The sequence below is a fragment of the Streptomyces sp. NRRL S-350 genome, from assembly GCF_000719705.1.
Classification (GTDB): Bacteria; Actinomycetota; Actinomycetes; order Streptomycetales; family Streptomycetaceae; genus Kitasatospora.
Map to the genome: position 1 here is coordinate 35,052 of NZ_JOHO01000012.1, position 12,496 is coordinate 47,547.

The following is a 12,496-nucleotide window of genomic DNA, read 5'->3' on the forward strand; positions in this document are numbered from 1 at the left end:
CGGGCTCACCGAGTCGCCACCGGATCGCCCAGCACCCGCCGGTCGGCGCTGTAGACCGCCGCCATCAGGTCCGCGATGCCGCTGCTGTCGGCATGCATCAACAGCAACTCCAGCTCCAATGCCTCGAACGGCTCCAGGTAGATCTCCTTGGTGGTGCGCTGGTCCGCATGCCCGAGCAAAAGCCGCACCAGGTCCCAGGTGCTGCCGAACTCGTAACGCAGATCCCGCAGTTCCTCCCCGTCCAGGTGCGCGAACTTCCTGTCGAACAACAGCCGGCCCACCGAGAACCAGCGCAGCGCGAAGCTGTGGCGGAGCATATGGGCCGCGCCCGCGAACCCCTCCAGCCCCAGGCCGTCGCGCAGCCGCTGATTGGCCTGGGTGAAGACGTGCTGCCATCCGTGCGGGTCCCGGGGCATCCCGTCCTCGTTCAGCCACAGCGCCACCGGCTCCAACCCCTGAGACGTCTCGCGTAGCAGAAGTCGGCGGGCCTCCGGCGTAAGCGAGTCCAGCGGCACCTCCTCGACCCGGCCGTCCTGTCCGACCAGTCGCACCCGCCGACCTGACAGCGTTCGCGTCAGCAACCGGGTTCCCGCCATGCGCTCGTAGCGTCCGGCGGCCTGTGCCCGACGCACCGCGGTGGCCCGCTCGCCCTCGCAGTAGTTCAGCACTGGCACCAGGCCCTTGCGCGACATCCAGTACTTGCGCGCCACGCTGCCCTTGGCGGTCTGCTCGGCGAGGTGGCAGGTGTAGAAGCCGCGGCTAGGGTCGTCCGGCGGGAGCTCGACCAGCAGCAGCGAGCCGCCTTCCTCCAGCCGCAGCCCCGAGTTGTAGAGGCAGTCCGCGAAGGCGGCGTTCCGCTGCCCGTTGCGGCCCCGCCAGCTCGGGTCCTCGTCGCCCTCCAGCGTCAGTCCGAGCAGGCCGCAGTCCCGATACCGCTCGTAGCCGGCCGGGTCGAACCACTTCACGTCCCGGTCCCGCGTCGCCTTCGGGTCGGTCACCGGCTTCTCCGACCGCGTGCCGTCGCGCCGCTTGCCCCGCCCCGGACGGGTCCGGATCGGGTTGGGGATCTGGAACTCGTCCGCCGCCCACAGGTAGAACAGCCGGATGTTGGTGAGGTTGTCGCTGTAGGTGCCCGACTCCACCAGGCGTGGGTTGCGCCCGTCCAGCATCCGCCAGGTCTTGAAGGCTTCCACTGCCGTCGGCTCGACGTCGTCCCATGGCCGCCCGTACGCCCACAGGAAGTTCAGCCACACCGCAAGGCTGTACGCGTACTTCCGCCAGGTCTTTCGCCCCAGGTCGCGGATGTCGTCGCTGTCGAACCAGCTGTCCACTCGAAGATCCGGGGCGCCCAGAGGATCGAGCAGGAAGGGCTGGCCGGCCCTCCGCGGCCGGGCCTCGGCCCGCAGCAGGACGTCCTGGTACTGCAACACGACTGGATCGACGCACTCCGGGGGAAGGCCCTCCCGTTTGCCGTGAAAGTACACCTTCCATCTCACGACATGGATCTTGCATTGCTCCAGGTCACGCCGGGCCTCAACAACCACGCGTTCACCCGAACCGGTGACGCTTCTCGTACACGTCACTAGCAACACGGATCTGCAACAACACGGATCTCGCTAGAGAAGCAACGAGTGGCCCGACAGCATCGAGCTGGCCGAGCGGCACATCCTCCCGCTGCTGCGCGCCAAGCGCGTCCGGCTGGTCCAGATCGCCCGCGGCGGCCACTCGATCGCCAAGGACGGCATCGAGATCCTGACCGACACCCGCACCCCGACCACGATCCGCACCAGCGGGGAGTGGAGCCTGCTGCTCGACCTGCAGCTGTCCGGCACCATCCCGATGTACGGAGGCGCCAGGCTGTGCTCCGTGCACAGCAAGGGCGAGCCACTGGACCTGTGGTTCGAGCTGTACCTCACCGGCAGCTACCGCCACATCATCGGCTTCGAGGCCGGCGAGACCGGCCGGGCCCGCGTCGACACCTCCTACGGCAAGACCGGCCGCAACCCCTGGTACCCGTTGATCAACTGGGGATGGGATCGGCCAAAACTGCTCGCCTACCTGCAGCAACGGTTCGGCGTGGTATGGCCCAAGAGCTACTGCTGGGCCTGCCCATACCCGACTTCCAGCGGATCGCTGCCCGACCACATGGCCCGGGCCGAGCGCTTCCCCGAGCAGATCGTGGAGGCCGCACTGCTGGAGTACACCGCCCAGGCCCTGAACCCGCTGTTCACGCTCTACGCCAACTCCTCGCTGCGCCACCAGCTCCACCTGGCCGGCAACACCCGGGCGCTCGACCTCCTGGCCGCCCGCCTGGACTCCGAGCCGTGGAGCGTCTACGAGGTGCGGCGCGTACTCACCCCGGGCCGCTCCGCCTGGTGCCGGAGCTGGCACGGGCCGCGCTGCGCGGCCTGCCTCGCCTACGAGCAGCAGCACGGCGAGCCGCGCCCGCGGTGCAAGGCGTGCCGAGGCCTGCCCAAGCAGTCCTGCACCCGGCGGGTGCCCGACTGCTACGACGACAAGAAGAAGGGAACGGTGTGGCGCTCGGTCCGCCGACTCGGGGGGCTCCCCCGGCACGTGGCGAAAGCCTCGCTCGACCGTTTCGCCGCCGCTCCCGGACGGGAGCTGGAGCACACCGCGAGCGTCGTCGACGGCTACGCCTTCGGCTTCGACCGGGTGGTCACGCTCCAGCGGGGTGAGCGCTTCCCCGCGGTCGAGCGGCAGTTCGTCGCCGCTCCGGCCAGCGTGCCCACCAAGGCGCGCGATGGCTTCGAGACGGCTTGGCGGTCGGCGCGGGCCGCCGCGCTGTCGGCGCCGGCGCCGGGGGCGGCGCTGCTGCCGGTCGCCTGAACCGGCATCGGGCCGGACGGCTGGAGCAGCCGTCCGGCCCGATGCTGTTCGCCAACTCTCGCTCAGGTCGCCATTCACCGCGACACTTTCAAGGGCAGCATCGGGAAGAGCAGGACAGGCTGCGCGGCCTGCGGTTTCCGCTGGTCACCAGCCTGCGCGAGGCAGGCAGGGCGTGCCGGTTCGCACCTGGGAGCGGCTGGCGGAGCAGAGGCGGACTGCACAACCGGTACCGATCATGGTTTTAGTGCGATACGGTTGTCTTGTTGCCAGCCGGTCGGGCCGGCCCCACCCGCTACTCCTTAAGGACTCCGCCATGATCCCCGCCAACCGCACCACCGCCGACACGGCCCGGGCCGCCTCCCTGCTCGGCGTCAGCACGGGCACCTTCACCAACACCCGCCGCTGGGAGAAGATCCGCGCCCAGCCGATCAGCCGGCCTGGCGCCAAGACCCGCTTCTGGGACGAGGAGCAGCTGCTCGCCGCGGTCGAGGAGCGGGAGATCCCGCTGATCACGCCGGCGAACCCCGACGAGGTGTACAACCTGGCGGTCGAGGGCGAGTCGGTGTTGGAGCTGCTGCGCGACTTCCTCACCGGCTACTTCACCGGTGCGGGCAGCTCGGCCCCGGTGGCCGACGGCGCCCGGATCGCGCCGGCCGCGGACTCGGGCTTCGACCGGGTCGAGGTGTTCAGCGTGTTCGCCGCCGAGGAGGTGCCCGAGGCCGCAGAGGATGCGGTCGTCGACGTGAACGTGAAGCTGGTGGCGTACAACGAGAAGGGCGCCTGGCCGGTGAACGCCCAGCTGCGCCTGGAGTTCACCGGCGGCCGTTGGGTTGTCGCCGCCCTGGAGCGCGAGGACGAGGACGACCTGTTCGACCTTGAGGAGGCCTACCTCCTGGTGCCGGAGGATCGCCGGCCCACCATCTCGACCTGGCGGACCTATGCCACCTCCACCAACCGGAAGAGCGCGAAGCTCACCTCCATCCCGGAGGCCGACACGGTGGTCCACGGCGTGAAGCACTGGAAGCGCTCGACCATCAGGAACTGGGACCAGAACGAGCGGTTCCTGCAGGGCGAGGCGAAGGCCGGCGGCCGACCGGTTGGTGTCGTGGAGTCCACGCCCCGCCCCCGGACCGCGCCCCGGCACGTGCTGGCGGCCGAGCGTCGGGCCAAGGTGCAGCAGATGTTGGACGAGGACCCGACGGTGTCGCCCGCGGCGATCGGCGAGGCGCTCGGAGTCAGTGCCGAGCGGGGCCGCCAGCTGCTCAACGAGGTCAAGGCCGGCTCGGGCAAGTGATTCCTTGATGCACCGTCAAGGCCGGGCATCAAGGAATCCGCCGCTGCCAACGAGCCGTCAAGGTACCGCTATCCATACCTTGACGTGCGGTGTTATCGAATCGTGCTCTGGGCCCGTACCCCTATCAAGGGGTGCGTCAAGGAGTCCGGGGTTGTCTGTGCCGACCGCACACGCGCCTGAGATTCGAGAAGGGGCCCGGCGTGATCGCCACCACCGAGAGCCACAACGGACACAGCTTCGACCGGCAGGCACTGGCCCTGCTCTTCCAGCACCGCCTGGTCACATCGGAGCAGCTGCGGGAGCTGCTCGGCCCGTTCAAGAACCCGAACTGGGCCAACAAGCGCCTGGCCGGCCTGCACAGCAAGGGCCTGACCGACTACGTCACCCGGCCGGTCTTCGGGGGCGGCCGACCGCGGACCTGGTTCCTGACCGATGCCGGCCGGGAGGTCGCGGGCGAGTTCAAAGAGCTGAGGAGCATGAGCAGTCCGCCGCCGAAGCTCGACGCGGATCGGGCGCTGCTCAACGCCGACCACACGATGGACGTCGTCAGGACGCACGTGGAGTTCGTCCGGGACGCCCGGCGCCGCGGCGACGAGTACGGACCGCGCGACTGGGTGCCGGAGGTCTACCACCGGCTCTCCGAGGCACGGCGGGACGCCCTGATGCCGGATGCCGTGATGCGCTACACCGCCACCACGGACGAGGGCCGGGTGCACCTGCGCGCGTTCGTCGAGCTGGACCGGTGCACGGAGGTCAGCGAGCAGCTGACCTCGAAGCTCACGGCCTACGCCCGCTTCTATGAGCTCACCCCGATCCCGCTGCGTCTGCGCGGCACCACCGAGGCCCAAGGCGCGCCGCCGGCTTGGCAGGACTCCTACCCTCTCTTCCCGCGGCTGCTGTTCGTCCTGACCAACGGCTCGGAGACCACGATGCGCAACCGGATCGAGGACCTGCAGCTGGCCGCCGGGGACAACGCCCGGGTGGTCAACCTGCTGCGCAACGTCCCGGCCGGGGCGGCGACGCTCCGGGACATCGAGGAGCACGGTCCGTCCGCGCCCATCTGGAGCCCGCTGGCCGACGCCGAGCGCCCTCGGTGCGGCTGGGCCGACCTGTAAGCGGAGGGGCCCCCATGTCACGGTTCACCAGCATCGGCCACGCCACCGCGACGTTGTCCGACGGCGGCACCCGGCACTACCTCGTCCATGGGGAGTGCAACGACGTCGTCTATGTGACCCCGGGCGAGGCCGACAGCGTGCAGCTGTTCGGTTCCCCGTGGCCGGTTCGCCGGTCCGAGTTCACCACCATCACCGTACGTCCGGGCGAAGCCGGACCGATTACAGGAGACCACGATGTTCGCACTGCAGATTGACCCGGCCGGTCCGGTCGTCGAGATCGAACTGCCCGACGATCCGGCGTTGCTCCGGCAGGACCTGGCGACCCGCCTCGGCGGGAGCCCGGACCGGGGTGTCTACCACCCGCGGGCGCTGATGTGGCTGGGCGGCAATGCGACCAACGAGGGCCTGCCGCCGAACGTGGTGGCCACCGCGCTGGCCAGCACCTGGCGCGGGATGGACATCGGGGCCAGCTACTTCCTCCATGGCCGGGTCATCGTCACCGGCGCCGTGGACGGTGATGCCGACCGGCTGGAGGAGGATCTGGCCGGGCAGGCTCGCGAGGTGGGCCGGGTGGTCGCCGACCTCGCGCGAGTCTGGGCGACCACGCCCCCGGTGTCCAACGAGGCGGCCTGGGCGGAGATCATCCGTGCCGTCCTGGCTCACCAGCCGTTGTGACCGCGGTCCAGGCCCGAACCGGCACCTGGTAGAAACGGAACGGCAGAGGCCTGGGTGGGCTCCCCAATTGGGGAGTCCACCCAGGCCTCTGCGCATGTTGAGCTGGTGGTCTCAGCGGGGCGGCCCGGCCGGACCGCTGGTCAAAGAGTCGAGGTGGCACGGTTCTTCGCGGGCGAAAAGAGCCGCGTGCAGCCACTGGGTCGAGGTGAGCGTGCCGTTCACCTTCGGCCAGTGAGCCCAGTGGACGGGTGGGCTGCCCGCCTCGCAGGTGCGTTCGGGGTCGGGGACGTCGAGGGGGTGCCCGTCCCGCAGCAGGTCGACCAGTGGGTGGCGGGCCGCCCAGTCAGCTTCCTGGTCGGGCGGTATGAGCCAGACGGTCCCGTCGGCGCGGGTGTCGTGGAGTACCGGCCCGATCCGGTGGGCGCTCGGTCCGTCGAGCGCGGACTCGAGCAGGGGGAGCCCGATCCCGGAGGGCAGGGAGATCGCGTTCCAGCGGATCCCGGTGGGCATCGCAACCAGGCGGTCCGGTTCGGCCAGCCACCGCACGACGGTGCGGTCGCGCCGCTGCGCGCCCAGGACGCCGGCCAGCCAGAGGACAGGGGGCATTGCGGCGGCCTGGGCGCGGTCGGGGTGTCGCCGCGGGCGGGGAAGGTCCACCGGGCTACCGCCGGACGGGGGTGGCGAGCACGGTGTACTTCTCGACCGTCTCGAAGGACTGCACCGGGATGACGACGGTGGTCCCCTGCGCGTTCAGGTGCAGTATCCGTCCTCCGCCCGAACGCCAGAGCATGTTGGTGACCTCGCACGGCCAACCGTCGACCCTGATCCAGCAGCCGATGGAGACTTCCTGCTGGCCGACGGGACGGGGGGTGAGCAGCGTCCGGCCGTCGGAGAGGCGGAAGCCACTGGGCAGCTTCTCGGCGACGGTGGCCATGGTGGGGCTGGGCGGGGCCATCACGATTCCGTTCGGTTCGGTTCGGCGGGAACGACGGGGAGCGGGCACTGTGCCCAGACGGCCTTGCCGACGGGCAGGGGGTGCCAGCCCCAGCGGTCGAGGGTGATGTCGCGGACGAGGCCCAGGCCGAGTCCGCCTTCCTCCTGGCCGGGCTCGGTGGTGTCGAGCATCGGTCCGTCCGGGCTGGGGTCGGTGACGACGATCAGGACGTCGTCACCGTCCAGCATCAGCAGCAGGCCCATGTCCACCGGCTGGCCTGGGGGTGTGGCGTGCTTGAGGACGTTGGTGACCATCTCGGTGACCACCACGGCGACGTCGGCGAGGGCGCGCGGGTCAGCCAGCCGCCCCTGGGAGGCCCGGGCCTTGGTGCAGTACTCGGTGGTGCGCTTGCGCAGCTGGGGGACGTGCTCGGGGGACAGCTTCTCCACCCGGTGCTTCCAGGGGGCGGGGGCGCAGTCGGTCTGTTCCTTGAGCGGGGCCGGCGACGTCACGGCGCCTCCTTGTGGTGCGGCCACCCGGCGAAGGCGGCGAAGTGGTCGGCCGTGGCGGGCGGCCGGGGGGATCGCGGCGGATGGGGGGCCGGTTCCGCGGGTGCATCCGCGAACAGGGCGCGGAAGGAGTGGTGGAGGGCGGTGGCCAGGGTTCCGGCGTAGGTGAGGTCGCCGCTGCCGTCGGGCGCGTGGACCCAGCGGGACTTGCGGGCGTCGCTGCCGGGGGCGGGGCACGGCAGGACCGTGTCGTTGTCGGAGGTCAGGTGCACGGTCAGCGTCGTGCCCCAGGGCCACGGTCCGTGGGGGGTGTCGCAGACGCCGGAGAGAAGGTCGTCCGTCCAGCTGGCCGTCAGGCGCGGCACCCAGAAGCAGATGCTGGTCTCGGTGAGCAAGGTGGGGCCGGGCGCGGCGTTGATGGCGGCGAGCGACTGGAGGGCTCCGTCGCCGAGGCGGATGTCGGTGCTGATGATGTGCCAGGGGCTGCCCGGTGCGATGCGCAGGGGCGCGAGGCGGTGCGGGATGCGCCAGGCCGCCAGGCAGGCGGCCGGGTCGGCGCTGGTGCGGGCCAGCCAGTCCCGTCCCTTGGCCTCTGCGGCGGGGGCGGTGGTCAGTATCGGGAGGGGGTCGGCTTCGTGGCGGGAGCGGTCGGCCGGTGCACGCGGGGCGGTGGGCGGTTCCATGAGAGCGGTGATGTGGTTCATCGGGGCTCCAGCCACGTCTTGGGGGCTGCCGGGGGGCAGGTCGGCGCAGACAGACATCGCCTAAAGCGATCATCTGGTCACCTTGAGCTAGCACACTCCACTGTGCTCGCTAATTAGCGAGTCGTCAATATCGCGATTCGCTAATTAGCGCCCTATGGTTGGCTCACAGGCCGCCCACCGGCAGAATGTGACGCACCGTCACCCTGAACGTCGTCACCGCCGGTTGACACGTCACACTGAGCGGGCACCGCGACCAGGAGGAGCAGCAGAGACCGTGGCCACCACCAGCAGCGAGCAGGACTACCGGCGGATGCGTGTCGGCGGGATCCTCCGCCGTCTTCGCGAGCAGTGCGGCATGACCCTGGAGGTCGCCTCTGCGGCGGCCGGTATCAAGATCGACCGCCTCAGCCGCCTGGAACGGGGAGCGGTGAGGATCGACGTGCCTGTGGTACGGGCACTGCTCGACGTCTACGGCGTTGACGACCGCAAGGTCCGCGCGGCGCTGGAAGAGACCGTCCGGAGCCTGACCGCGCCGACCTGGTGGCAGTCCTACGCCCGGTCGCTGCACATCGCTCTGAAGAACCTGTTGGGGCTGGAGGAGACCGCCGGCTCCGTCTGGACGTGGCAGCCGCTGCTGATCCCCGGCCGTCTCCAGGCCGAGGAGTACTCGCGGGCCCTTCTTCATGCCGGGGTCGGCATCGTCCACGACGGCATCGAGCAGGCCGAGACGCTGGTGCAGGTCCGCCAGGAGCGCCAGCGCCGGGTCACCACCCCGCTGACCGCGGTCATCGGGGAGGCCGCGCTGCGCACTCCGGTCGGCGGCGCCGAGGTGATGCGCACACAGATCCGACACCTGCTCGCCCAGGACCCCGACCTTGTCACGCTGCTCGTCCTGCCGTCGGAGCGCGGTGCGCACGTCGGCCTCGACAGCGCCTTCTCCGTGCTCGACTTCCCAGACGGGGCGCGGGTGGCCACCATCGAGACCCTCGCCACGACCCTCTACCTGGACGACGAGGCGTCCTTGGACACCTACGCCAAGGCGATGGCCCAGATCACCGACCTCGCGCTCGACCCGAGCGCGACGCGGAAGTTCCTCGAACAGCTCGTACGCGCTGCCTGAACCGCCCAGCTCCACTTCGAAAGGACCGCCATGTCCAGCACCACCCCTCGTCAGGTTCCGAAGGAGTGGACCAAGAGTTCCTACAGCGGTCAGACGGGAGACTGCGTCCGCTGGCGCCGGTCGCGCATCAAGCCGGGCCACGTCGAGGTCGGTGACTCGAAGGACCCCGACGGGCCGACGCTCCACCTGTCCTTGGATCAGTGGCGGGCGCTCGCGGACTTCGCCAAGGCGCTCGAGGTGTAACCGCAGCAGCAAGGAACGGACAGCAGGGCGGGGCCGGGTCGATCCGACCCGGCCCCGCCTTCCGTTTCCCGCGACGCGCCTTTGGCCCGGCGGCGTTCGGGGGCCGACGGCGGCACCTGCCGAAGGCGCCCCGCGGCCGGCCGTGGGCGTGAGCATCCGTCATCTCCTCGCTGCGCATGTACCCGCCCAGACAACAGTCCCCGGAAGGGCGAGTCGAGGTCAGATCACCGGACACATCGGGACCGGCGGCGGAATACTGGTGCGCTGTCGAAGCGACACCAGGCGGGCGGGGAGGTTCGGTGACCGGGGACCCGGTAGAGGTGGGCAACCCCGCGTTCGTCACGGCCAGGATCGCGCTGGGGCTCAAGACCCAGCAGGACTTCGTCGACGCCTTCGAGGACCACGCCCAGGAGATCGGCGTCCGGGTCGGGATCTCGATCCGGCAGGTGCGGCGGTGGGAGTCCCCGACGCCGGGCTGTCCGAACCGGGACGCCCGCAAGGTCTTGGTGTCGATGTTCAGTTGCCCAGAGGAGCGGCGCTCGGCTCAGCGCATCCTGGAGGACCTCGGCTTCGTCCCGCTCTGCCGCCCGCCGGGACGCCGACCCGGCATGCCCAGGAGCACGACGCCACCTCTCTACTGCCCGCCCGAGGTTGGCCTGGCCCTGCCGGACAGGCCGGACCGTCTGCTGCCGCACCTTCGAGCCGCGCTGGACGACGCGGGCCGCACCGACAGCGTCCTCGGCCCCCGCGCGGCCCTCCCCCAGGCCCTGGCCATCGTCAGCTCGGTCGAGCGGGCCGCCCGCGAGGCCTCCGGGAGCGCCCGCCGGGATCTCCTAGTGCTCGGTGCCCGGGCGGCCGAGTTCACTGCCTGGCTTCACCGCGACTCCGAAGCCGGCCCGGCGCCCACCGCGTTCTGGCACGACCGGGCGATCGAGCTGGCCACCATGGCCGGAGAAGGGCAGCTCCACGGCTACGTCCTGCTGCGCAAGGCCCAAGCCGCCGACGGCGACCCTGCCCGGATGCGGGATCTCGCCCGCGCCGCCCACGCCGGGCCGTGGTCGCTGCCGCCGCGGCCCCGGGCGGAGGCCCTCCAGCACGAAGCCCGCGCGCTGGCCCTCACCGGAGTTCGGGGAAAGGCGATCGACCGGCTCCTCGAAGAGGCCCGAGAAGCCGTCGAAGCAGCACCCCCGCCCACCGGCCCGGCGACCTGCACGGGGCCTCTGGGGGAGGGCTACACCCTGGAGCGGCTGATGGTCCAGAGTGCGCTCTGCTACCGGGAGGCCGGGCGACCGGCCCGCTCCGTCGACCTGTTCGGCCGCTACCTGGCGACCGGCCGGTTCGCCCCCCGGGACCGCGCCTTCTTCACTGCCGCCATGTCCGGTGCCCTGGTGGCCACCGGCGAGCCGGACCGAGCCGCCGACGTTGCACTGGCCGCGCTGGAAATCGCTGCCGGTGCGGGCTTCGGCCAGGCCCTCGCCGAACTGCACCGCACCAAGGCGGCCCTGCTCCCGCACTCCCGGCGCCCGGCCGTACGCCAGCTGCTCAGCGCTCTGCGTGAAGTCCGGCCCGCGGCTCGCAGGTAGCTGTCCTCAGCCCGCCCGCGGTGGCACGACCAGGGGGGCTTCGGTGATCCGCAGTCCCCGGGTGTCGATGACGTACTCGTCCTCGTTGCAGCTGGTGCTGTGCGACAGCAGGGCTTCGGGCGGCGCGACGACGCGGTAGAGCCTGCCCGGCGGGCGGCCGGAGACTGCGCCGTCCGCGTAGCGCTGGGCGACCGCCCGGGTGGCGGTCCACGACCAGTCCCTGCGCCGCTCGGGCACGCTGCCGCGCCACAGTTCCACCGGCCCGGGCGGTAGCGGAGCCGGTACACCGTCGCGCGTGTACCCGGCAGCCCGGAACATCTGCCGCCAGCTCTCCCGGGGGAGGCTCCGGTCGGGGAACTCTGCCGCGCTCCAGGCGTGGCCGACGTACCGGGCGAGGACCGCGGCGGTGACGGCCCGTCCGAACCAGGCGTCATGGAGCAGGGCGGGGACATGGAGGCGTCCGGCCCAGCCGACCAAGCGCTGCAGGTGCTCAGCGGTCAGGGTGCGCCCGGCCCGGACGGCGGCAGTGACTTCGGCGAAGGCCTCCGCCTCCAGGTCCAGTAGGCCGGGTCGGCCGGTCACCGCGCGGCAAGGAACGCGGTGACCTTCTCGATCACCTCTGTCTGCCACGCCTGCGTCTGCGGGTCGAGGTACTGCGGGTCGTCGTGGACCGCGAATCCGTGCTGCGCGCCGTCCAGCTCGATCAGCTCGGCACCTCCGCCGAACGCGGAGAGGTAGTGGCGGGAGGACTCCACCGGCACGAACGTGTCCTTGGTGCCGTGCACCAGCAGCGTGGTGGAGAGGATGCGCGGAAGGATCGCCGCCGGGTCGAGGTAGTGCACCTCGTTGAGGAGGGCCCGGCCGAGCCCGAAGGGGCTGCGCTCGGTGAAGCCCCGGTCCTCGAGTTCCCGGGCGGAGGCTTCGTCCAGGTAGTCGGCGTCGTCGATGTACGGCCGGCTGGTGATGTAGCGCTGCCGGTAGTCCAGCCTCGGGTTGAGCAGGACCAGCTTGTCCACCGCCGCGGGGTAGTTGGCGGCGACCAGTGCGGCGGCCCCGCCGGAGAAGGACGCGGCGATGACGTGGACCGGCCTCTCCACCGGTGACCCGGTTTCGGCGCGCAGATGGTCGGCGGCGGCGCGGATGTCGTTGGCAACGCCCGCCATGGTGATGTCCTGCTCGCGGCCGTCGCTGCTGCCGTGGGCCCGCAGGTCGAAGCGCAGGTTGTCGACCCAGGAGGCGGCCAGGGCACCGGCGAGTCGGGTGAAGAAGCCGCCTTCCTCGCGGGTGACGCCCGCCCCGTGGACCAGGACCGCCAGCGCCTGGGGGCGTTCGGCGGTGGCGACGGTGCCGCTCAGCCGCGTGCCATCGAAGGACCGGAACTCCGTATCGCGATCAGCCATGCACCGATGGTAGCCATCGCCGGGCATGCGGATGCCCGCCCCGGAGAGATGCGATCTCTCCGGGGCGGGCTG

15 protein-coding genes are annotated in these 12,496 nt (G+C 71.1%); 8 read left to right on the forward strand and 7 right to left on the reverse strand.

All coding sequences use genetic code 11. The features are described from left to right. Nucleotides 1–5 precede the first annotated feature (5 nt). Nucleotides 6–1,430, reverse strand: a complete 1,425-nt coding sequence (locus tag IF30_RS0114315) for a hypothetical protein (protein ID WP_051710250.1) — start codon at nucleotides 1,428–1,430, stop codon at nucleotides 6–8. 436 nt (nucleotides 1,431–1,866) lie between these two features. Between IF30_RS0114315 and IF30_RS41455 the strand changes: the two genes are divergently transcribed. The 5 genes from IF30_RS41455 to IF30_RS0114345 all read left to right on the forward strand — a co-directional run bounded on the left by IF30_RS41455 (nucleotide 1,867) and on the right by IF30_RS0114345 (nucleotide 5,931). Beyond that, a complete protein-coding gene (locus tag IF30_RS41455) occupies nucleotides 1,867–2,847 on the forward strand; it encodes a hypothetical protein (protein ID WP_051710256.1) in 981 nt (326 codons plus the stop codon). Nucleotides 2,848–3,160: 313 nt separating this feature from the next. After that, entirely contained in the window at nucleotides 3,161–4,141 is a 981-nt protein-coding gene (locus IF30_RS43540; protein ID WP_051710259.1) for a hypothetical protein, read from the forward strand. Nucleotides 4,142–4,341: 200 nt separating this feature from the next. Further along, nucleotides 4,342–5,256 carry a replication-relaxation family protein gene (locus IF30_RS0114335; protein ID WP_051710264.1) on the forward strand — a complete coding sequence of 305 codons (915 nt, stop codon included), beginning with the start codon at nucleotides 4,342–4,344 and terminating at the stop codon, nucleotides 5,254–5,256. A 14-nt stretch (nucleotides 5,257–5,270) separates the two neighbouring features. Continuing rightward, complete coding sequence (locus IF30_RS0114340) at nucleotides 5,271–5,510, forward strand: hypothetical protein (protein ID WP_030237214.1); 240 nt, start codon at nucleotides 5,271–5,273, stop codon at nucleotides 5,508–5,510. Beyond that, nucleotides 5,491–5,931 carry a hypothetical protein gene (locus IF30_RS0114345; protein WP_030237216.1) on the forward strand — a complete coding sequence of 147 codons (441 nt, stop codon included), beginning with the start codon at nucleotides 5,491–5,493 and terminating at the stop codon, nucleotides 5,929–5,931. The genes IF30_RS0114340 and IF30_RS0114345 overlap by 20 nt, the downstream gene beginning before the upstream one ends. A 111-nt stretch (nucleotides 5,932–6,042) precedes the next feature. Here the strand turns inward: IF30_RS0114345 and IF30_RS0114350 are convergent, their stop codons facing one another. The 4 genes from IF30_RS0114350 to IF30_RS47755 are packed head-to-tail and all read right to left on the reverse strand — an operon-like array spanning nucleotide 6,043 to nucleotide 8,078. Then, nucleotides 6,043–6,537, reverse strand: coding sequence for a hypothetical protein (locus IF30_RS0114350; protein ID WP_030237219.1), 495 nt, complete (start codon nucleotides 6,535–6,537; stop codon nucleotides 6,043–6,045). 55 nt (nucleotides 6,538–6,592) lie between these two features. After that, complete coding sequence (locus IF30_RS0114355) at nucleotides 6,593–6,886, reverse strand: hypothetical protein (protein WP_030237223.1); 294 nt, start codon at nucleotides 6,884–6,886, stop codon at nucleotides 6,593–6,595. Next, entirely contained in the window at nucleotides 6,886–7,377 is a 492-nt protein-coding gene (locus IF30_RS47750; RefSeq protein ID WP_051710267.1) for an ATP-binding protein, read from the reverse strand. The genes IF30_RS0114355 and IF30_RS47750 overlap by 1 nt, the downstream gene beginning before the upstream one ends. Further along, nucleotides 7,374–8,078, reverse strand: coding sequence for a hypothetical protein (locus tag IF30_RS47755; RefSeq protein WP_030237229.1), 705 nt, complete (start codon nucleotides 8,076–8,078; stop codon nucleotides 7,374–7,376). The genes IF30_RS47750 and IF30_RS47755 overlap by 4 nt, the downstream gene beginning before the upstream one ends. Nucleotides 8,079–8,352: 274 nt before the next feature. On the opposite strand from IF30_RS47755, the gene IF30_RS0114370 reads away from it, so the two are divergent. From IF30_RS0114370 to IF30_RS0114380, 3 genes are all read left to right on the forward strand, one after another. After that, a complete protein-coding gene (locus tag IF30_RS0114370) occupies nucleotides 8,353–9,198 on the forward strand; it encodes a helix-turn-helix domain-containing protein (protein WP_030237232.1) in 846 nt (281 codons plus the stop codon). 30 nt (nucleotides 9,199–9,228) lie between these two features. Next, a complete protein-coding gene (locus tag IF30_RS41465; protein ID WP_037899987.1) occupies nucleotides 9,229–9,441 on the forward strand; it encodes a DUF397 domain-containing protein in 213 nt (70 codons plus the stop codon). A gap of 299 nt (nucleotides 9,442–9,740) precedes the next feature. Further along, the gene (locus tag IF30_RS0114380) at nucleotides 9,741–11,024 is read left to right on the forward strand and encodes an XRE family transcriptional regulator (RefSeq protein ID WP_158835009.1); all 1,284 of its coding nucleotides are present in this window, start codon (nucleotides 9,741–9,743) and stop codon (nucleotides 11,022–11,024) included. 6 nt (nucleotides 11,025–11,030) lie between these two features. On the opposite strand, the gene IF30_RS0114385 is transcribed toward IF30_RS0114380, so the two are convergent. Both IF30_RS0114385 and IF30_RS0114390 read right to left on the reverse strand, forming a co-directional pair. Continuing rightward, a complete protein-coding gene (locus IF30_RS0114385; protein WP_030237237.1) occupies nucleotides 11,031–11,606 on the reverse strand; it encodes a hypothetical protein in 576 nt (191 codons plus the stop codon). Further along, the gene (locus tag IF30_RS0114390; protein ID WP_030237239.1) at nucleotides 11,603–12,424 is read right to left on the reverse strand and encodes an alpha/beta hydrolase; all 822 of its coding nucleotides are present in this window, start codon (nucleotides 12,422–12,424) and stop codon (nucleotides 11,603–11,605) included. Before IF30_RS0114390 ends, IF30_RS0114385 begins: the two co-directional genes overlap by 4 nt. Between the last annotated feature and the right edge of the window lie 72 nt (nucleotides 12,425–12,496).